Below are 17,636 nucleotides of genomic sequence, written 5' to 3'. Positions count from 1 at the left end.
ACCACAGCTCATGACGATCGCACTGTTCGTCATCGTAATTCTCTGTCTTATCGCGCTCCTGTATATTTCGACCCAGTGGGATGAGTAGGCTGCCAGCGGTATCGCGTGTGGTTGGGCGTCCGATGCTCCCTCGAATCAGTAGTCTAGACTCGGGTTCGAGAACCACACGCGAGCTGGTAATTCGATATAGCAATAACGGATTTATTCGCTGAGATCGTCGAGGGCACCGAACGAACCATCCTCGATCGAGGCCGCGATATCGGCTGGTGTGGGGTCCTCGGGAATGAGTTGGGGGTACTTGCGCCGGAAGTACCCAACGAGATTGTCCACGTCTCGCTCGAGGAACTCGCTCGCGTTGTCGTGGTCGGTCGAAACTGCCTGGGGCCAGTCGAAAATCGTCACGCCGCTCTCGTCGATAAAGATGTTGTACTCGCTCATGTCGGCGTGGACGTATCCGATTTCGTGTGCGCGGGCAAGTTCCGAGAGCAACAACTCGAGGACGCCAACAACCTGTTGGTCTTCGAGTTTCGCTCGCGAAAGTTCGACGCCGTCCATCTTCTCCATGACGATGGCGTGGCGATTTTGGTCGATGGGCTGGGGTACCGAGACCTCGGGGTAGAGCTCCTCGATGATCCCGTATTCGCGTTCGGCGGCCTTCCGGGCAGTGTACATCCAGGAGACGTGATCGCGATCGGACGTGTAATCACGTTCCTTGTGAACTTCCCGAAAGTTGGTGTAGCCCTCACGATGGTACTTCAGCGCGAGCGGTTTGTAGGATCGGACTTCGTAGACATCACTTTCCTTGCCGACGCCGAGTGGCGAACCGAATTCCGAGATGGTATCGCGTTCGACCAGCGACCGCAAGGCGAGCAGATCGTACCCCTCGAACTGGAGGGTGTATCCTTCGTACTGGATCGTCTTTTTCTCGATCAGCCCCCGTTTGAGACAGCGCTCGAGGCGGTAGTCGATCTCCTCCTCGGTGAGATTCGCAAAGGAGGGCAACTTCTCGCGTTGGACCCACTCCGAAAACCGCATCCCCTGTTCGACCCCAGAGAGCAGATAGTAGTCTTCGTCCTCGAGTTCCGGGAGCAACCCGGCGACGTTGCGCACCATAGGTGTCGTTGCCGGCCGGGACCTAAAAACGTCGCGTGAGCCGAGTAGCCGCGCCTCGGTCGAGACCACTCGCCGACCAGCTAGCAGTTCGAACGAGTGGAATTATAAATTCCATATCGCGATACAAAATTCAGTCGGTTCCCACGAACCGGCCCTGCGCGGCGATGGCCGTCGTCGTGCGGAACCGATTTCCTACTCGCAATCGTCTCTCGAGATATGACGACACTCGCCGATCGAGACTGGCGACTCATCAGAGACGAACCCCGCGCCGGAGCCACGCAGATGGCACTCGAGGAAATGGCCGCCGAGACCGCCCTTTCGGAGGATCTGCGAACGGTTCGGGTCTACGACTGGGAGCCGAGCACGCTCTCGCTTGGCTACCGACAGGACGCCGAAACGGTCGACTGGGAGTACTGCCAGCAGAAGGGGATCGACGTGACGCGACGCCAGACCGGCGGCGGCGGCATCTATCACGACCGATACGCCGATATCTCCTATACGATCGTCGCGCCGGCCGACGAGGTGCCGGGGGACCTGATGGAGTGTTACGCACTGTTTTGCGAGCCGATCCTCGAGGGACTCAAGCGAATAGGCGTCGACGCCGACTTCGCGAGGGTCGAGCAGTCGGCGATCTACCAGCCCTCGTGTTACCTCCGGAACATCAACCCCGCCCACGATGTCGTCGCACCCGCCGAAGATGGCGACGAGGCCGGAAAGATCAGCGGCAACGCCCAGTACCGACAGCGCGAGGTCGTCATCCAGCACGGCTCGATCAGCTTCGATCGGGAGGCGACTGCCCACGTCGGCGTCTTCGATACGGATCTCGAGGAAACGACGTTCACTGATCGGGTGACGAGCATCCGCGAACAAGCAGGGATCGACCGCGAGCAGGCGGTCGACACACTCGCCGATGCGCTCGGAGATTGGTGTGGCGCCGCGGAAGGGGAGTGGGCCGACGACGAACTCGAGGCCGCTTGCGACCTCGCCGACCGGAAGTACGGCGCCGACGCGTGGGTTCGCGATCGGGAGACCCTCGAGGCGAGCGGATAGGATCGAAGACCGACACTCGAGAGAGTCCGGTATCCCTATCACGAATCGGTGCTGACGGGATCGTATGACACTGCAGGTCGGCGCACACGTGTCGATTTCCGGCTCGCGCGTCTCCTCCGACGACGAAACGCCGCCGTACGACGACGTTCGCAACGCAGTCCACCGCCAGCGCAACTTCGGCGGGAACTGCGGCCAGATATTTACGACGTCGCCACAGGTCTGGGCCCAACCCGAGATCAGCGACGAAGCCGCCGACGGCTTTCAAGAAGAGACCGACGAGTTACTCGAGGGGCCGTGGGTGATCCACTCGGCCTACCTCGTGAACCTCTGTACGCCCAAAGACGACCTTCGGCGGAAATCCAAAGAGAGCATGCAGGCCGAACTGGACGCCGCCGAGCGGCTCGGCGTTCCGTACGTCAACGTCCACCTCGGCGCCCACACGGGCGCCGGCGTCGAGGGCGGATTGGACAACGCCGCGAGTCTGATCGACGAACTCGAGGTCCCCGAGGGCGTCCAAATTCTGATCGAGTCGGACGCCGGCAGCGGTACGAAACTCGGCGGCGAGTTCGACCATCTCGCGGGCATCATCGACCGGACCGAGACCGAGATCGGGATCTGCATCGATACCGCCCACACGCTGGTCGCGGGCAACGACCTGACGACGCCCGACGCCGTCGACGAAACCGTCGGCCGCTTCGACGACGAGGTCGGCTTAGAGTCCCTCGAGTACATCCACCTCAACGACTCGAAACACGACGTCGGCACGCACAAGGACGAACACGCCCACATCGGCGAGGGCTACATCGGCGAAGACGGGATGAAAGCGATCGTCAACCACCCGGATCTGCGGGACCTGCCGTTCGCCCTCGAGACGCCGACTGAAGACGGACGCGGGTTCGCCTGGAACATCGAGAAGGTTCAGGAGCTTCGCGAGGACTGACCGCGTTCTACTCGGGGCGGGGGTCGAATTCAGCCCGGGTGCTCGAGCGCCGGAGAGACGACTTGCAATCGCTGGGGTGCCGACTCGCGAGCGCCGGGAAGCCGACTCACGAGGGGAATATACAGGGTAGTTCACGCCAAACGACAGGTATGGCAGACACCAGATCGACACCGACGGTCGGTATCGCCCTCGGAATCGTCCTCATCGTGGTGGGTATCGCCGCCTACGTCATCTCGGAGTTCGCGAGCGTCACTGCGCTCATCCCGACCGTCTTCGGGGCCGTCATCGCGGCGCTGGGGATCGTGAGTCGACAGACGAACCGCGCTCGACTCGCGACGATCGGGATCGGCGCGCTCGCACTGCTCGGCGTGCTCGGATCGCTCCGTGGCGTGCCGGACGTGATCGCGCTCGTAACTGGCGGGACAGCCGACTCGACCGTCGCCGCGGTCGCACAGGGGTCGATGATCCTGGTCGGCCTCGTCCTGCTCGTCGTCGCCGGCCGAGACCTCCTGACCGAGTAGCACCGTCCGATCGAGCCACCTCCCGGAAACCGACTCGTTTTTACTCGTAACCGGCGAACGAACCCCCGTGCGGGAGTTCTCCGAGACCTACCTCGAGCGCACGCGCGAGGGCATGTGGGACGACTCGAGGGTGGCGCTCGAGCCACTCGATCTCGAGGGTCGCGAGCGTATCCTCGACGTCGGCTGTGGCACCGGCGAACTGAGTCGTGTCCTCGCCGGCGACTCGCCGGCCGACTGCGAGGTGGTCGGCTGTGACGCAGACACCGACCTGCTCGCCGTCGCGGCCGAGCACGTGCCGGTCGTCGCGAGCGACGCGTACCAGCTACCGTTTCCCGACGATAGCTTCGATCTGGTCGTCTGCCAGGCGCTGTTGATCAACCTCCCCGAGCCGGCGGCCGCGATCCGGGAGTTCGCCCGCGTCTCTCGCGACCTCGTCGCCGCCGTCGAACCGAACAACGCTGCCGTCGAGATCGACTCGAGCGTCGATTCCGAGAACGCCCTCGAGCGTCGAGCGCGCCGGGCTTATCTCGACGGGGTCCCGACGGACGTCGCACTCGGTGCCGACGCCCGCGACGCCTTCGAGGCGGCCGGCCTCGAGGTGCTCGAGACCCGGCGCTACGACCACGTCAAGACGGTCGAACCACCCTACAGCGAGGCTGCTGTGCTCGCGGCACGACGGAAAGCGACCGGGTCGGGGCTCGCTGACGATCGGGAGACGATGCTCGCCGGCGCGCTGACCGAATCGGACTACGACGAGTTGCGACGCGCGTGGCGCGAGATGGGGCGAGACGTCGTCGAGCAGATGGAGGCCAGAACCTACCACCGAGCGGAGTCGGTCCCCTTTTTCGTCACCGTCGGCAGTCAGTCCTGATACGGATTGCTGTACCGATGTCCCGGCGCACCCGCCGCCCAAGTCGCGGGTCCGGGGGAACTGACGGACAGTAAACCGTATGAAACGCCGGTCGAACGTCGACTCGAGTGTCATGGTCCTCGACCTCGAGACGGACTGGCGGAGTACAAAACTCGAGAACGACGACAGCCTACATACTGTTGGCCAACGTGAACCGACGATATGGCCGCGATCGAACTCGAGGGACTCACGAAAACGTACGGCGACGTGCAGGCGGCCAGGGACATCTCGTTTACCGTGGAGTCGGGCGAAGTGTTCGGCTATCTCGGCCCGAACGGTGCGGGCAAGACGACGACGCTCCGGATGCTGCTCGGGCTGCTCTCGCCGACGGCTGGTGAGGCTCGTGTGCTGGGCGCTGATATCACCGACGAACGAGCGCTCATCGGGGCCAAACGCCAGATCGGCTATCTACCGGACGATCCCCAGTTCGACAAGTCCGCGACCGGTCGCGAGATCCTCGAGTTCCACGCCGATATCAAAGGCGACGAGCGAAGCGACGAGTTGCTCGAACTGTTCGATCCGCCACTCGAGCGACCGATCCGGGCGTATTCACACGGCAACGTCCGCAAGCTCGGGCTCGTGACGACGTTCATGCACGATCCCGAACTGGTGATTCTGGACGAGCCGACCGGCGGCCTCGATCCGCTGATGAAACAGCGTTTCGCCGAGTTCGTCAGAGGCGAACGCGAGCGCGGCCACACGCTCTTTTTCTCCTCGCACATCCTCGGCGAGGTGCGCCGGCTCTGCGATCGCGTCGGTATCATCCGCTCGGGCGAACTCGTCACCGTCGACCCCGTCGACGCGCTGTTGAACCGCAGCGGCAAGGTCGTCCGCCTCGCTACTGTCGATCCCATCCCGCGAACGACGTTCGAACGTGACCTCGAGGGCGTCCACGACCTCGCGGCCGGCGCTGGAGTCCGAACGAGGGCGTCGCCGCGTGGCGAACCAGCAGACGATTCCACGGCGGCCGAGGACAGGAAACAGCGCGGCGACGCCACCGACGACGGCGTGTACCGCGAGTACACGTTTACGTTCACGGGCCACGTCGACGACCTGCTCGCAGCCGTTTCCGACGTCGAACTGGTCGACCTGACGATCGAGGAAGCGCCACTCGAGTCGATCTTCCTGCGATACTATGGCGGTGACGACAATGCTTGAGATCGCCCAGTACGACGGTCGAAATCGCCTTCGCGGGAGTATCTATCTCGCCATCGCGATGTCGTTGCTGGCAGGCATCGTTATCTGGATCTACCCCTCGTTCAGCGAGTCGTTCGACGACGTCGACGAGGCGTTCCTGCAGGCCTATCCCGACGAGGTTATCCAACTGTTCGACATCCAGACGATGGCGACGCTCGAGGGGTTTCTCGCGTTCGAACTCTACATCTTCGGCTGGACGATCCTGCTCGGCCTCTATCTGGCCTACCTCGGGGCGGGGACGATCGCCGACGACATCGAGCGCGGTCGGATCGACATCCTGCTTTCGATGCCGGTATCGCGGTCTCAGACGGTCGTCGAGAAGTTTCTCGCGCTCGCGGTGCCGATCGTCGTCGTCAACGTAGTGACGCCGGTCGTCGTCTATGCGAGCGCCGAACTCGTCGGCGAATCGCTCTCGATCGGGGACATCGTGGCCGTCCACGCGCTGTCGATCCCCTACCTCTTTGCCTGTGCCGGAATCGGTCTCCTCGCCTCGGTCGTCGTCGACCGCACGAGCATCGCCCAGCGGATCGCACTCGGCGTCACCTTCGGCCTGTTCATGCTCGAGTCGTTGCTCGTCGACACCGATTACGAGGCAGTGGGGGCGATCGCACCGATGCGGTACTACGATCCCAACGCGATACTGCTCGAGAGCAGCTACGACCTCGGCGACGTCGGCGTCCTCATCGGGATGACGCTCCTATTGGTGGCCGTGAGCGTGGTGTGGTTCAAACGCCGAGACGTGTGACCGGCCGCGAGGAAATCAGATCAGACGACATCACCCCGAACCGTCACGCCTTCCTGCTCGTCCCGCCAGGCGTGCAGTTCCCGGGCTGCTTCGGTCGCCTGCTCGTCGTCCAGCCCGAGCATCTCGAGGGCCGACGACAGCGTCGGCAGCGCGAGGTCGCTCTCGCGAAGTTTACGAAAAGCCTCGTCGCTGCGAACGCCATCGGCCCACAGACAGACGCCCCGCGGGTCGAGTAGTTGCGTGTAATCCTCGCGTCGTTTGGCCCCGCGCAGGCGCTGGGTGACGTTGTCCTCGAAGCCGGCGTTACAGACCTCGAGGTGGATCGGCTCGTCGTCGCCCAGCAGGTGTGCGGCCAGACACCTCTCGGGGGCCGCGTGGCCGTTCGTGTTCGCCCGAAGGTACTCGGGATACTCGCTGGCCCAGTCGGCGCGAACCGACTGTCCGACGCCCTCGACGTCGAACGCCGCGTCAGCCGACGCTCCGCGGGTGTCGGCGCTGTCGTCGCGCATCAGTATGTCCTTCGTGAGGTATATGTCGAGTCGGTCGATCGGATCGAGCCCGAGCGCGATGTCGCCGAAGGCCCAGACCTCGCGAACCGGAACCGGCATCCGCTCGGTCTCGACGGTATCAACCAGTTCCTCGAGCCGATCGACCGCCTCGGTCCGGTCAAAACTACTCATACGGGAATCGTGGGACCGGAGTCGCAAAATCGTTTCAGTCCATCGGCGAACCGACGCAGCTTCCGGTCGGCGCTACTGTGAATCGTCGTGGCGTTCGGTCGTCGACGGCAACACAACTTGTGTCAAGAGAGCAGGTTTTTATCGGATCCGGCCGTAGGAACGGGTATGCGACACCGCGTCTTCAACGAGGACGGCGAGGCTGATCTCGTCTTCATCATGGGCTGGGGCAACCGCTGGACCCACGAAAACGTCAGCTGGCTCGTCGGACAGCTCACCGACGCCGGCTACCGAGTTCACGCCTTCGAACTCCCGACGAACATCGAGGACTTCAAAGCCGACTGGCTCGAGCCTATCGCCGAGTACGTCATCGAACTCGAGGACGGCTACCAGCTCCTCGGACACAGCGCGGGCGCGCTCGTGGCACAGGCCTTAGACGGCGCGGACAACCACGTCTACCTCAGCCCGTGGTGGGGCTACGGCGACGAGTTCCCGGAACTCGCACTCGAGGCCGTCTCGAAGATCCCCTCGTCGTTCCCGTTTCTCCCCGCTGGCGAGTGGGACGAAGCGACCCTCGGCCGGAAGGCTACCGCCCACCAACTCGCGACGCTCCCGCGGTGGGTCTCGCCTGCCTTCGTCAGAGAGACCCGCCACGCCCAGTCGGAACTGCTCGCGATCGACCACGACGCCGTCGTCTTCTGTTCACTTCGGGACCCCCGCATCGACCTCTCGGCGATCGGCGAACGCGTCCCCGCCGAACACGTCGTCCTCTACGACGGCGGCCACGAACTGTTCTCCTCGGCCACCCGCGAACGCTACGTCGACCTCCTACTCGAAGCCCTCGAGAACGGTGCCGATGTCGTCGAAGAACGCGCTCGAGTGACCGTCTAAATCGGCTCGAGGACACAGCCGACAGCACCCGGTAGACGAAACCGTGATGGGCAGTCATCGACTAGGGCCCGCCAATGGACTGTAATCGGTGTGAGGCAGAGGCGGTGATGCACGCCGCCTACTCCGGGGCCCACCTCTGTGCGGATCACTTTCGGGAGTCGGTCGACAAGCGGGTCCGGCGCCGCGTCCGACGGGACGATCTGGTTCCCCACGACATCTCTCCCGAGGATCCGCTAACCTGGGTTATCGGTCTCTCGGGTGGCAAGGACAGCGTCGTCCTCGCGAAGATTCTCCACGAAACGTTCGCCGAGGACCCGCGGATCGAACTCGTCGGCCTGACGATCCACGAAGGGATCGAGGGCTATCGCGACAAGTCCGTCGACGCCTGCGTCGAACTCGCCGACGACCTCGACATTCGCCACGAAGTCGTCTCCTACGCCGAGGAGTTCGGCATCGAGATGGACGACGTCGTCGAGGACGACCCCGAGAACATGGCCGCCTGTGCCTACTGTGGGGTCTTCCGTCGAGACCTCCTCTCGAGATACGCCGACGAACTCGAGGCCGACCTCCTCCTGACTGGCCACAATTTAGACGACGAAGCCCAGACGGCCCTGATGAACTTCCTCGAGGGCGACGTCGAACAGATCGCGAAACACTTCGACGCCAGCCTCGGGCCCCTTTCGGAACGCGACGAGCAAGACGAGTTCGTCCCGCGTGCGAAACCGCTTCGCGACGTTCCCGAGAAGGAAGTCGCACTCTACGCCCACCTCGAGGACCTGCCCGCACACATCACCGAGTGTCCCCACGCGAGCGAGGCCTACCGCGGCGAGATTCAGCAGTTGCTCTACGGGCTCGAGGAGAATCATCCCGGCACCCGCCACTCGATCATCTCGGGCTACGAGGAACTGGCCGGCGTCCTCGCCGACGAGTACAGCGGCGACGACGGCGCCGACCTCCGGGAGTGTGGCGAGTGTGGCTCGACCACCACCCGGGAGATCTGTCGGAAGTGCTCGCTGCTCGAATCACTCGCGTAAGTCAGCCGAGTCACTCGTATGACGCTAGTCGAATCACTCGAGTCGGGTACGTGACGACGGTTACTCGCTGTCGAGTCTCAGACACCGACGAGCGACGCGACACCTTGAATTCCCCGTGCAGCGCCGACCAACAGGGCGACGTACAGGCAGTTCCCGAGCGCCGACGCGAGCAGGAACCGACGGCGCGGATATTCGCTGACGCCGGCGACGATCGTCATCAGCCCGCGAACCCCCGGCACCGCGTTCGTCACGCAGATTCCGACGCCACCGTGGGCCTCGAATTGGCGTTCAACGTACCCGAGTCGCCGATCACTGATCCGCGATCGAACGATCGTCGGCAGTTCCTCGAGGTAGGGGATCGTCCGACGCAGTCCGAGATACTCGGGCGACTCATCGTTGAACCCACGATAGAGCGTCCACTGTCCGAGAGTCGCACCACCGACACACAGCATCGCGACGACCGCCCCACGATAGGGGCTCGGATCGACGACTGTCACGTAGCCGACGAAGACGACCGGCGGCTGCAGGAGTTTCCCGACGACGAGCCCCTCGAGGTAGAAGAGTCCGACGAGCAAGGGAACGCCGATCGAGACAGCTATCGCAACGAGATCCACCGACCATCACCTCCGTCAGGACCACACGCGATTCGCTCGTGTCGCTCGAGCGCGACGGTCGGCGACTCCGATGGTTCTCGAGACAACCCCTCGCATTCGACACCATCATCTCAGCCCCGGCTTATGTGTGTTCGGATCCAGCATCGTCCGTTCTCTACGTGTCTGTGGAGCCAGCGTCGACAGTGTAAGACGAACCGACGAGAGGACCGATCGCCGATAAAATGGACCGGCGACACCGGACCGGCGATACGAGGAAGCGACGAGAGGACACACTAGCCGACGACGAACTTGCGATGCGACGCACCGTCGATGATAACCGACGATGGCCACCGCCGACTCTGGGGTGACATCGCTGTTGCTTCCGTCGACGACGATTGGAGAGAAAGTTCGGTGTAATACGATCGACGCCCGTGAGACGCTCGCGTCGCCTATCGGATGACGTCGACGCCGTTCTGTTTCTCGACTTCGTTTCGGCCGCCGTCACTCTGGGCACCGAAGTTCGAGCCACCGCTCTCGACGTTGTTGCTCGCGTCGAAGTCGGCATCGTTCAGTCCCTCGATGCTCTTTCGGGACTTATCGGCTTGCTTTTGGGTCGTCGGACCGAGGACTTGCGCGCTCTGGACGCCGGTCATGATGGCCATGACGCGGACCTTGCCCTTGTAGTTCTCCTGGATACGGGCGCCCCAGATCACGTTTGCGGAGGCCTCGAGTCGTTCGGTGATATTGTCGGCGATGCCTTCGGCCTCTTTCAGCGTGAGGTCGGGACCGCCAGTGATGTGGACCAGTCCGCCAGACGCGCCGCGGTAGTCGACGTCCAGCAGCGGATGGTTCATCGCGTCTTTGACCACTTCGTTGGTCTTATTTTTGTCCTGGGTCTCCCCGACGAGCATGACGGCGACGCCACCCTGGTTCATGATCGTGGACATGTCGGCGTAGTCCAGGTTGATCAGCGAGGGTTGGGTGATCGTCTCCGAAATACCCTTGACGGTTTCGGCGATGATCTGGTCCATCACCGAGAACGCCTTGCCGATCGGGAGGTTCGGGACGTAATCGAGCAGTCGGTTGTTGTCCAACACGATGATCGAGTCGGCCTGCTCGCGCAGCTTCTCGAGGCCTTCTTCGGCCTTGACCGTGCGTGCGCGCTCGACGTTGAACGGCGTCGAGACCATGCCGACGACGATCGCACCTTGCTCCTTGGCGATCTTCGAGACGACGGGGGCGGCACCGGTTCCGGTACCACCACCCATGCCCGCGGTCACGAACACGAGATCAGCATCGCCGAGGACCTCTTTGACCGTCCCCTGGGCCATCTCGGTCGCGCGCTCGCCCATCGACGGATCGCCACCCGCGCCGAGGCCGTTCGTCAGCGACTTGCCGACGAGGATCTTCGTGTCGGCCTCGATCATCTTCAGGTGCTGTTTGTCCGTGTTGATCGCGACGGTGTCGGCGCCGTCGACACCGATGTTGTACAGCCGGTTGATCGTATTGTTACCCGCGCCACCGCAGCCGACGATGACGATTCGGGGATCGCCGAACTCGTCGTCGTCCATGTCGGCATCCATCTCTCGGGCTTCCTGTTCGGCGTTTTCGAGGGCGTCTTGTACGATATCCTGCATCGTTACACCTTGGCCCACGTTCGTTTGCCGGACTGCTCGGCCTGTCCGTCGTACTGTTCGTTGATCATCTCACGGACGGCCGACCGGATCGCTTCGCTCCGGTTCGGGAACTCGCCCGTCTCGACTAGCTGTTCGACCTCCTCGATCTGCTGTTTCGGAATTCGCAGTGTCACACGCTCCATGGTTGTATTCCCCGTTGGGTAAGACGGCGCGCCCCTGTCAGACGCGGAGTGTCTTACACCGGGAACCGCCCGAAGGCGATCAGTTTTCGGCGTTTGCCGCCCGTTGTAAGACGACCGTCTTACGCGAGTAAACGGAATACGGGCCTAGATAATAAAACTATCGTCAGACACAATCTCCCGTGTCTTACGACAGTCGCGGAATGGGCTAATTGGACTCGAGGACATCCGCTGTGGGTGTCCGACGGCCACAGCCCGGACAGAACGACCAGTCCGACCGTAGCTCGTCACCACACTCACAGAACAGCCGGTGGGTCGCCTTTTCGCCACAGTTCGGACAGTAGACGTGATCGTCGTCGACGCGTTCGCCACACTGACCACACTGCGTCCGACGTGGCTGTTGTGGACCGTGGCGCGGATCGCCCGACACAGGATCATCCGTTCCTGTCGCTGCAGGTTGGGCGTCCTGTCTGACATCTCTCCCCTCCTCGATACCCTCGAGCGTAATCGAGACGTTGACATCCTGCGTCTCGTTTGCGTGTGCGGGCGACCGGCGTTGGCCCAACCGGTCGGCCAACAGCTCGTCGACCCGCTCGCGAACGACATCGTCGATAGCCGTCGCAGTTCGATCACGTTGATCGCCGTCGCCGTCGGAGAGCCCGCGCTCGCCGGTCTCGAGATACGCACGCAGTGCCTCCCGCATCGCTTCGCTTTTGGATAGCTCGAGCCCCTCGAGTTGGGCGACGAGATCGTCATCGGCCCGAAACGTGATCTTGCTCATGCGCGTCGTTATGCGGTGTATTATCAGCCACCTATATCAATCATTCCACCGTTCATCGCCGGACCGCGGCAATCCAGAATAATAACCCTTATGTCCCCTACACCGGCTACGTCAATATGCGACCGCCCTTAGCTCAGACTGGTAGAGCAGTCGACTGTAGATCGACTTGCCCCCCGTTCAAATCGGGGAGGGCGGACTCGGATACCTTGTTATCCAGATTCACTGGACGGCGAGAGGATTCACCTCTCATTGGCTCCAAAACCCTCCTTGGGTGAACTTGGTCACCAAGTTGGACTGCTCGCCTTCCATCGATTCACTATGGCAGACGGTCGCATAGGTAATAGAATCTGCGCATGAACCCTTGAGGGACTCCAACTCGCTTGAAGGGGACGAACCGAGAGGAACGGTCTGACCCTCGCATCGATGTAGCGGAACGTCTCGACTCACTCACGGACTTGCGAGCGATCGGAGAGGGTAACATCGCCGATCGTCTCAATCCGCCTCTCGCTCTTCTCACGGAATATGGTGACCCTTACACCTGGATCAGAAAACTCCCACGAAGTCACTCAATGGAATATCGACTAATAGTGCTGAAAATGTTAATATTAATCCGAGTATCACAATAGGGAGCCTATATTGCTCAGTCTTACTATTGACATGAATTGTACTTTCGGCCCTTGACTGCTTGACGACATTATCGCCGCCATAGGTGAGGATTGAGGTAATCTCATAATCACCGGGTGAGGCGTCTGAGGCCAAATTAAGAGATATTGAAATTGGAGCATATCCACCATGATCAACTTCTGAAACTATCGGACGGAAAGAAAATGATGGATCAACATCATCCTTTTCGACAAAGTAATAAAATCCAGTTCTATGAATAAATGAGGGAGAATCAGCATCAATTTGTAACTCATCTACCACACTTGAGCCTGCTACTGTAGCAACATCATCTTCCGACTGAGTTTCATCTTCTATCACTTCATATTCTTCAGACGCCTTTTCAGCCGGGACTAAATCAACTGCTGTGGTGATTTCACCGGGATCCTCAGAATTGAGTTTTAACCCACCAAAATTGATATACAGCTTAGTGTTTGGTGGTGGGAAACCACTTCCAGAGAAATAAAAATCGATCTTAATCGTATCACCGTTTGTGATTATATCCCCCGGATAAACAACAGGCTCATCAACAATCGGTACTACCTCGTAGCTTGCCCGGTCTGCAATATTCGAAACTTTGGAAATACTGTTCGACACAAATATCCTAACTCAACGGAATCCTATAAATCACCTCGAATAACCAATGTGGTCACCAACTGACCACTGCGGCGCTCTTCACTGTCGGCTTATTAGGTTTGGTCTGGTCCCTCGGTCCCCACTGCGAGTAATACGCCTCCTCGTCAACTTCGATTTCCAGATCCTCATTGAGCGTTCTGAACCGATGGGCGTCGTCCTTCGACTGTTTCACATGGTGTCGAAGGTTGGCTGGAGAATCGATCACTGTTCGATCACACCCGTCGATCGGGCATACAAGTACCTCCGGTTCCTCGCCCTGGTCTTCTCGACCTTCCCGCGCTTCTCGAATGCGCTCGAGGTCTCGTCTCGCTTCAATCCCTCCGTCAGTCATCAACTTCTGTTCCGTCTCCTCACCGTTCGGCTCCGGTTCAGGTTCTCGCTCTTCACCGTTTACCTTCACCCACCTGGCATCCTCTGGGTCCGGTAGTCCTTCGAGGTAGTAGACATGGCGCTCTCCGTTGGGTCTGTACGGACAGTAAGCGTGCGCAATCTCATCGGACTCTCGACAGAGTTTCTTTAGTTCCTCCTCGAAGTATGACGCCTTCCGTTCAGGATTCAATTCGGCGCAGAGTTCCCCGACTTCTTTCGCTGTGGGATACTGTCGCAAATCGCAATCCGATGTGGACCCCAGGGGGGTAAACATTTGTCTACAGTTGGTGTGTGTGGTAGAGAGGTCAAGACGGTACATCCTCTCCACCTCCTCGATGCTCCGACCCTTTGTGAGAATCTGCATCGTGGCTCGAATTGTATCGAGGGTGACATCGCTCGCTCTACCGTCTTTATCGTAGTCTTTCCAGGGTTCGTCTTCCTCGGGGTCCCATCCCCCATCATATTCGGAACGGAACCACTTTCGCCAGATACCTATATCGAAGTCTTCACGAACGCCGTCCATCACTCCGTCCCAGTTGACCCCTTCACCGGTCAGATACGACTCGCCCTTTTGGAGCCACTTTCGGAGATTCCCGGTCTTATCGTAAGGATTCTCGATGTTGTAGTGTTTGAACAGTTGAAGCGCCATGTCTTCCGCTTCGTTAGGTTCGTATCCGTATTCGAGGAAGATACCGTAAAGTCCCATGAGGGCGGCACTATCTGCTCTGCTTCGGTCGATGACTTCTGATTCATCTCTCTGGAGTTCTGACCGACCGGTTCCACCTTTCAGCAGGTCCATTATGTCTTTCTGGAACTGGTCAGTCTTCGGAAGGACTTCGCTACAGAGAATGTGGTTCCCTACATCGAATATCTCATCGTTTGGGAGGGTGATTTTACCACCACTGTATTCCTCACTCTTACTTCGACTCCTCCCACTACTGGTGCCGGTACAAGTCTCTCGAAGTCCATCGAGATGGTCACCAGTGAGCGCCGCTATCGGTTTGTCGGTATGGATGGTATAGGCGTCCGTTCCGATTTTCTCGCACTTGTCTTTACAGTAGGTGTCGTGGTTGACGGTCGAACCTGGACCAATAGCGACCCACCCGTCGTATCGGATACTTCCCCAGTCCATCGAACCGGTGTTCGAGATGCCGCCATCGTCCTCGATACGGTAGTAGAGATGGTACCCGCCGTGGACAGTCTCAATGATGAACGTTTCAGGCAGGTCTCGGAGCCACTGTGGTAGTTCGGAGAGGTCATCTACGTCAATATCGAGAATGACCAGTCCGTCGCCACCGTGGACGGTGTAGTTCCCGTCGATGTCGGTAGGACTGAATTGATTCGACGGGTTCGTATGGTCGTTCTCATGTGGTTCTTTGGTTCCATTCTCAACGTTCACACTCCGAGCGACTCGAACACCTACTTCACGTAGCCTCTCCTCGATTCTTTGCTTGCTGACGGTCTCTCGACCGGCAAAATCGTTTTCACTGTTGGTTTCGAAGTTGGACATGGATTCGAGAGGTCACCTCCACGGTATCGCCTCTGGGTCCACTTGATCGAAGCTCGACTTCATCACCGATCCGGCAGGGGTTCCGGCTGGGCACCTGACCCCTGTTCGTTGCTCCTTCCATCGTTGTTACCTACTGGTCTGGGTCTAACTCCTCGGTGGCCTTCTGGATGAATTCGTCCCAGGTGACACCGAGTTTTGCTTTCACGACTCTCGCTTCGTCTCTGGTCGATTCTGTGGCTTGGATGAGCGGTTTCGTTACTTCACTGGACGACATATCACACCATACGTCCCCTATCTCCAAATGTGTTGCCCGATGGTCAAATTCGACATTATTCGTATCCTGTTTGGTGGTTTCTGTCCGAGAGAGAATCCGGCAACGGCGATGGTAGCTGTGGGTTCTCCCATGACCCTTATCGTGGTGGTTTTCGTATTGTCAGGTGTCGGAGATCAAAACTCCGACCGAGATTCACCGTGATCTCCGAGATGAGGACTCACGTTCAAAACCCGGCCTGACTGGGTTCGAGGGGACCGACCCCTCCATCGTCGTTTTCGATGTCCGATCAATCGCCCAGATTCGTATAGCGCCGTCAGATTGAGCGTGAGTGTTGATCGAAAGGGTAAGCAGTACGTTTGGTCTCCAGCCGAAGGGAATACGACACACGGAATCTGACGGACGCTAACGGAAACGATATTCTCCGATAGTGATGTTTTATTCCTCGCTGTCTCATACGGCTGGCTATGACCGAGATATGGCCTTGTCCCTGGTGCGAGAAGGTGTTTCTGGAGGAAGACGTACTTCGAGGCCATGCTGGGCAAGTACACTGGGAGGAACTGGATCGAGGTGAGGTCGAACCGGATCAATTGTGGTCGGACGAGAAAATCGCCGAGAGACCGGGTGTCGCAAAGTACAATCTCCAATCGGTATCAACCTCCGATTGATTTCTCTACTGGTCAAATCGGTGTGGTGAGGGTGTGTAGCCGGTTGATCTCCCGCAGCGGATATGCGTGAAGCGAATAATTCTCTAATATGGCAACGCCCAGTCAAGAGTTAGAAGCGGAGGTCGAACAACTTCGGAAGAACGTCAACGAGTTGGTGGAGGCCTACGGTCTCGATGATGACGATGACGAGAGCGAAACTGTCGAGATCCCTGTCGGAGGTCGAACAAATCACAAGGAGGGAGTGACGGAATCGCTCGAGACTAATCAAACGGGTTCGAGAACAGAAACTCAAGAGGTTCGAGTTCCAACAGGTGGTCGGTCGAACTACGAACAGGGGAACGGTGGGACCATCGAGCGAGAGATTTCAGTTAATGATGACCCCAGTATTCTGGAGTGGAGAGCCACCCTCAACGAAATGCAGGCTGAAATGGAACAGGAACGGGTGAATCGCCGTCAAGGGTCTTACGAACGGCTCCACGGAGAGGGTGAGCGAGAGGTCGATCCCGAGAAGATCCCTGCCGGTGGTCGGACCAACTGGGAGCGCCGTCAGGAGGACTGACCGATGAAAGACTCACTGCAGGACGAGGTCGAAGCCAACCGAGACCTGCCGGATGATGCCGACCTATCGGAGGAGGCCAAGAAGTTCGTCAAGATGGAGTGGAACAAGGTGTATAACCCGGCCATCTCGACAGAGGAAGTCGCAGAGGAGTTCGGTGTTAGCATGGAGGAGGCACACGACGCTCTCGACCAGTCACCATACCTCGAAAAGAAATCAGTCGGGGACCAGCACATTTGGTGGTAGGAGTCCCTGAGAAGGGTTAGGAAGTTTGAACATGCTTGCCAGTAGACAGGTCGATCGCAATGACAGAAAAAGCTCCGATAACCGAGTGGGCATATGGTTTTAGACCGAGTCAGAAAAGACGGAATTATCTTGTCGGCATCCTCTATTTCATCACCTGGCCAGTTTCGATTTGGGTTCTGATTTACGCACACTGGAAGCGAGACAAGAGCAGGGACTCCGAAGACGGTGAGTCAAAGAAAAAGAAATCAGGTATCGATTGGATTCCGGGAATGAATAAACAAAACTCCACCCGTCGAAACGTGCTGGTCGGATCAGGATATTTTCTCGTCGTCGGTGTAATAGCGGTTGAAGAACTAATGCCTTGTTTTGCCGCCGAATGACGACAGTCTCAGACGCTCTCACGGTTATCTTCCGTCAGATTAACTGGGAAATGGACGCCGTCTGGCGATATG

The 17,636-nt window shown here is 59.5% G+C and carries 20 protein-coding genes and 1 tRNA gene; 12 read left to right on the top strand and 9 right to left on the bottom strand.

Features of this window, described 5'->3' with window-relative positions:
- Window positions 1-201: 201 nt before the first annotated feature.
- The gene (locus D8Y22_RS14375) at window positions 202-1,113 is read right to left on the bottom strand and encodes a serine/threonine-protein kinase RIO2 (protein ID WP_141465394.1); all 912 of its coding nucleotides are present in this window, start codon (window positions 1,111-1,113) and stop codon (window positions 202-204) included.
- A 216-nt stretch (window positions 1,114-1,329) separates the two neighbouring features.
- On the opposite strand from D8Y22_RS14375, the gene D8Y22_RS14370 reads away from it, so the two are divergent.
- From D8Y22_RS14370 to D8Y22_RS14345, 6 genes are all read left to right on the top strand, one after another.
- On the top strand, window positions 1,330-2,163 hold the full coding sequence (locus D8Y22_RS14370; RefSeq protein ID WP_141465393.1) for a lipoate--protein ligase family protein: 834 nt from the start codon (window positions 1,330-1,332) through the stop codon (window positions 2,161-2,163).
- A 70-nt stretch (window positions 2,164-2,233) separates the two neighbouring features.
- Window positions 2,234-3,103: a deoxyribonuclease IV gene (locus tag D8Y22_RS14365; RefSeq protein ID WP_141465441.1), complete on the top strand. Its 870-nt coding sequence runs from the start codon at window positions 2,234-2,236 to the stop codon at window positions 3,101-3,103.
- 149 nt (window positions 3,104-3,252) lie between these two features.
- A complete protein-coding gene (locus D8Y22_RS14360) occupies window positions 3,253-3,624 on the top strand; it encodes a hypothetical protein (RefSeq protein ID WP_141465392.1) in 372 nt (123 codons plus the stop codon).
- A gap of 67 nt (window positions 3,625-3,691) precedes the next feature.
- Window positions 3,692-4,495: a class I SAM-dependent methyltransferase gene (locus tag D8Y22_RS14355; RefSeq protein WP_141465391.1), complete on the top strand. Its 804-nt coding sequence runs from the start codon at window positions 3,692-3,694 to the stop codon at window positions 4,493-4,495.
- Between the two features lie 201 nt (window positions 4,496-4,696).
- Complete coding sequence (locus D8Y22_RS14350) at window positions 4,697-5,692, top strand: ABC transporter ATP-binding protein (RefSeq protein ID WP_141465390.1); 996 nt, start codon at window positions 4,697-4,699, stop codon at window positions 5,690-5,692.
- On the top strand, window positions 5,685-6,476 hold the full coding sequence (locus tag D8Y22_RS14345; RefSeq protein ID WP_141465389.1) for an ABC transporter permease subunit: 792 nt from the start codon (window positions 5,685-5,687) through the stop codon (window positions 6,474-6,476). Before D8Y22_RS14350 ends, D8Y22_RS14345 begins: the two co-directional genes overlap by 8 nt.
- A gap of 20 nt (window positions 6,477-6,496) precedes the next feature.
- On the opposite strand, the gene D8Y22_RS14340 is transcribed toward D8Y22_RS14345, so the two are convergent.
- On the bottom strand, window positions 6,497-7,156 hold the full coding sequence (locus D8Y22_RS14340) for a DUF7095 family protein (RefSeq protein WP_141465388.1): 660 nt from the start codon (window positions 7,154-7,156) through the stop codon (window positions 6,497-6,499).
- Window positions 7,157-7,321: 165 nt separating this feature from the next.
- Here D8Y22_RS14340 and D8Y22_RS14335 point away from each other — a divergent pair, with 165 nt between their 5' ends.
- Together D8Y22_RS14335 and ncsA are read left to right on the top strand one after the other, a co-directional pair.
- Window positions 7,322-8,044 (top strand): alpha/beta hydrolase, encoded by a 723-nt coding sequence (locus D8Y22_RS14335; RefSeq protein WP_141465387.1) that lies wholly within the window; start codon window positions 7,322-7,324, stop codon window positions 8,042-8,044.
- Between the two features lie 74 nt (window positions 8,045-8,118).
- Window positions 8,119-9,078: a tRNA 2-thiolation protein NcsA gene (ncsA, locus tag D8Y22_RS14330; RefSeq protein ID WP_141465386.1), complete on the top strand. Its 960-nt coding sequence runs from the start codon at window positions 8,119-8,121 to the stop codon at window positions 9,076-9,078.
- Between the two features lie 77 nt (window positions 9,079-9,155).
- Here ncsA and D8Y22_RS14325 read toward each other — a convergent pair whose 3' ends face one another.
- From D8Y22_RS14325 to D8Y22_RS14310, 4 genes are all read right to left on the bottom strand, one after another.
- A complete protein-coding gene (locus D8Y22_RS14325) occupies window positions 9,156-9,692 on the bottom strand; it encodes a DedA family protein (protein ID WP_141465385.1) in 537 nt (178 codons plus the stop codon).
- Window positions 9,693-10,120: 428 nt separating this feature from the next.
- Entirely contained in the window at window positions 10,121-11,308 is a 1,188-nt protein-coding gene (ftsZ, locus tag D8Y22_RS14320) for a cell division protein FtsZ (protein ID WP_141465384.1), read from the bottom strand.
- 2 nt (window positions 11,309-11,310) lie between these two features.
- Window positions 11,311-11,490, bottom strand: a complete 180-nt coding sequence (locus tag D8Y22_RS14315; RefSeq protein WP_141465383.1) for a ribbon-helix-helix domain-containing protein — start codon at window positions 11,488-11,490, stop codon at window positions 11,311-11,313.
- Window positions 11,491-11,695: 205 nt separating this feature from the next.
- Entirely contained in the window at window positions 11,696-12,268 is a 573-nt protein-coding gene (locus tag D8Y22_RS14310; protein WP_141465382.1) for a double zinc ribbon domain-containing protein, read from the bottom strand.
- A 122-nt stretch (window positions 12,269-12,390) separates the two neighbouring features.
- Here D8Y22_RS14310 and D8Y22_RS14305 point away from each other — a divergent pair.
- Window positions 12,391-12,464, top strand: a tRNA-Tyr gene (locus D8Y22_RS14305).
- Window positions 12,465-12,811: 347 nt separating this feature from the next.
- Here D8Y22_RS14305 and D8Y22_RS14300 read toward each other — a convergent pair.
- The 3 genes from D8Y22_RS14300 to D8Y22_RS22435 form a co-directional block, all read right to left on the bottom strand.
- Window positions 12,812-13,525: a hypothetical protein gene (locus tag D8Y22_RS14300; protein ID WP_141465381.1), complete on the bottom strand. Its 714-nt coding sequence runs from the start codon at window positions 13,523-13,525 to the stop codon at window positions 12,812-12,814.
- Window positions 13,526-13,577: 52 nt separating this feature from the next.
- The gene (locus D8Y22_RS14295; protein WP_141465380.1) at window positions 13,578-15,443 is read right to left on the bottom strand and encodes a bifunctional DNA primase/polymerase; all 1,866 of its coding nucleotides are present in this window, start codon (window positions 15,441-15,443) and stop codon (window positions 13,578-13,580) included.
- A 130-nt stretch (window positions 15,444-15,573) separates the two neighbouring features.
- Window positions 15,574-15,717, bottom strand: a complete 144-nt coding sequence (locus D8Y22_RS22435) for a hypothetical protein (protein WP_174811860.1) — start codon at window positions 15,715-15,717, stop codon at window positions 15,574-15,576.
- Window positions 15,718-16,470: 753 nt separating this feature from the next.
- On the opposite strand from D8Y22_RS22435, the gene D8Y22_RS14290 reads away from it, so the two are divergent.
- Genes D8Y22_RS14290 through D8Y22_RS14280 form a run of 3 tightly spaced genes read left to right on the top strand, consistent with a single transcriptional unit; the run spans window position 16,471 to window position 17,564 of the window.
- Complete coding sequence (locus tag D8Y22_RS14290; protein ID WP_141465379.1) at window positions 16,471-16,941, top strand: hypothetical protein; 471 nt, start codon at window positions 16,471-16,473, stop codon at window positions 16,939-16,941.
- A 3-nt stretch (window positions 16,942-16,944) separates the two neighbouring features.
- Entirely contained in the window at window positions 16,945-17,184 is a 240-nt protein-coding gene (locus D8Y22_RS14285) for a hypothetical protein (RefSeq protein WP_141465378.1), read from the top strand.
- Between the two features lie 59 nt (window positions 17,185-17,243).
- Entirely contained in the window at window positions 17,244-17,564 is a 321-nt protein-coding gene (locus D8Y22_RS14280) for a hypothetical protein (RefSeq protein WP_141465377.1), read from the top strand.
- Window positions 17,565-17,636 lie beyond the last annotated feature (72 nt).

Origin of the sequence: Salinadaptatus halalkaliphilus, from assembly GCF_006543045.1 — an archaeon.
Classification (GTDB): Archaea; Halobacteriota; Halobacteria; order Halobacteriales; family Natrialbaceae; genus Salinadaptatus; species Salinadaptatus halalkaliphilus.
The sequence above is the reverse complement of the archived record's forward strand: the minus strand, read 5'-3'. Positions and strand labels throughout refer to the sequence as shown.

Coding starts and splice junctions, on each gene's coding strand:
- D8Y22_RS14345 (WP_141465389.1), top strand. CDS start 5,685: ATGCTTGAGATCGCCCAGTACGACGGTCGAAATCGCCTTCGCGGGAGT.
- D8Y22_RS14285 (WP_141465378.1), top strand. CDS start 16,945: ATGAAAGACTCACTGCAGGACGAGGTCGAAGCCAACCGAGACCTGCCG.
- D8Y22_RS14280 (WP_141465377.1), top strand. CDS start 17,244: ATGACAGAAAAAGCTCCGATAACCGAGTGGGCATATGGTTTTAGACCG.
- D8Y22_RS14310 (WP_141465382.1), bottom strand. CDS start 12,268: ATGAGCAAGATCACGTTTCGGGCCGATGACGATCTCGTCGCCCAACTC.
- D8Y22_RS14290 (WP_141465379.1), top strand. CDS start 16,471: ATGGCAACGCCCAGTCAAGAGTTAGAAGCGGAGGTCGAACAACTTCGG.
- ftsZ (WP_141465384.1), bottom strand. CDS start 11,308: ATGCAGGATATCGTACAAGACGCCCTCGAAAACGCCGAACAGGAAGCC.
- D8Y22_RS14375 (WP_141465394.1), bottom strand. CDS start 1,113: ATGGTGCGCAACGTCGCCGGGTTGCTCCCGGAACTCGAGGACGAAGAC.
- D8Y22_RS14350 (WP_141465390.1), top strand. CDS start 4,697: ATGGCCGCGATCGAACTCGAGGGACTCACGAAAACGTACGGCGACGTG.
- D8Y22_RS14360 (WP_141465392.1), top strand. CDS start 3,253: ATGGCAGACACCAGATCGACACCGACGGTCGGTATCGCCCTCGGAATC.
- D8Y22_RS14340 (WP_141465388.1), bottom strand. CDS start 7,156: ATGAGTAGTTTTGACCGGACCGAGGCGGTCGATCGGCTCGAGGAACTG.
- D8Y22_RS14295 (WP_141465380.1), bottom strand. CDS start 15,443: ATGTCCAACTTCGAAACCAACAGTGAAAACGATTTTGCCGGTCGAGAG.
- D8Y22_RS14335 (WP_141465387.1), top strand. CDS start 7,322: ATGCGACACCGCGTCTTCAACGAGGACGGCGAGGCTGATCTCGTCTTC.
- D8Y22_RS14315 (WP_141465383.1), bottom strand. CDS start 11,490: ATGGAGCGTGTGACACTGCGAATTCCGAAACAGCAGATCGAGGAGGTC.
- D8Y22_RS22435 (WP_174811860.1), bottom strand. CDS start 15,717: ATGTCGTCCAGTGAAGTAACGAAACCGCTCATCCAAGCCACAGAATCG.
- D8Y22_RS14370 (WP_141465393.1), top strand. CDS start 1,330: ATGACGACACTCGCCGATCGAGACTGGCGACTCATCAGAGACGAACCC.
- ncsA (WP_141465386.1), top strand. CDS start 8,119: ATGGACTGTAATCGGTGTGAGGCAGAGGCGGTGATGCACGCCGCCTAC.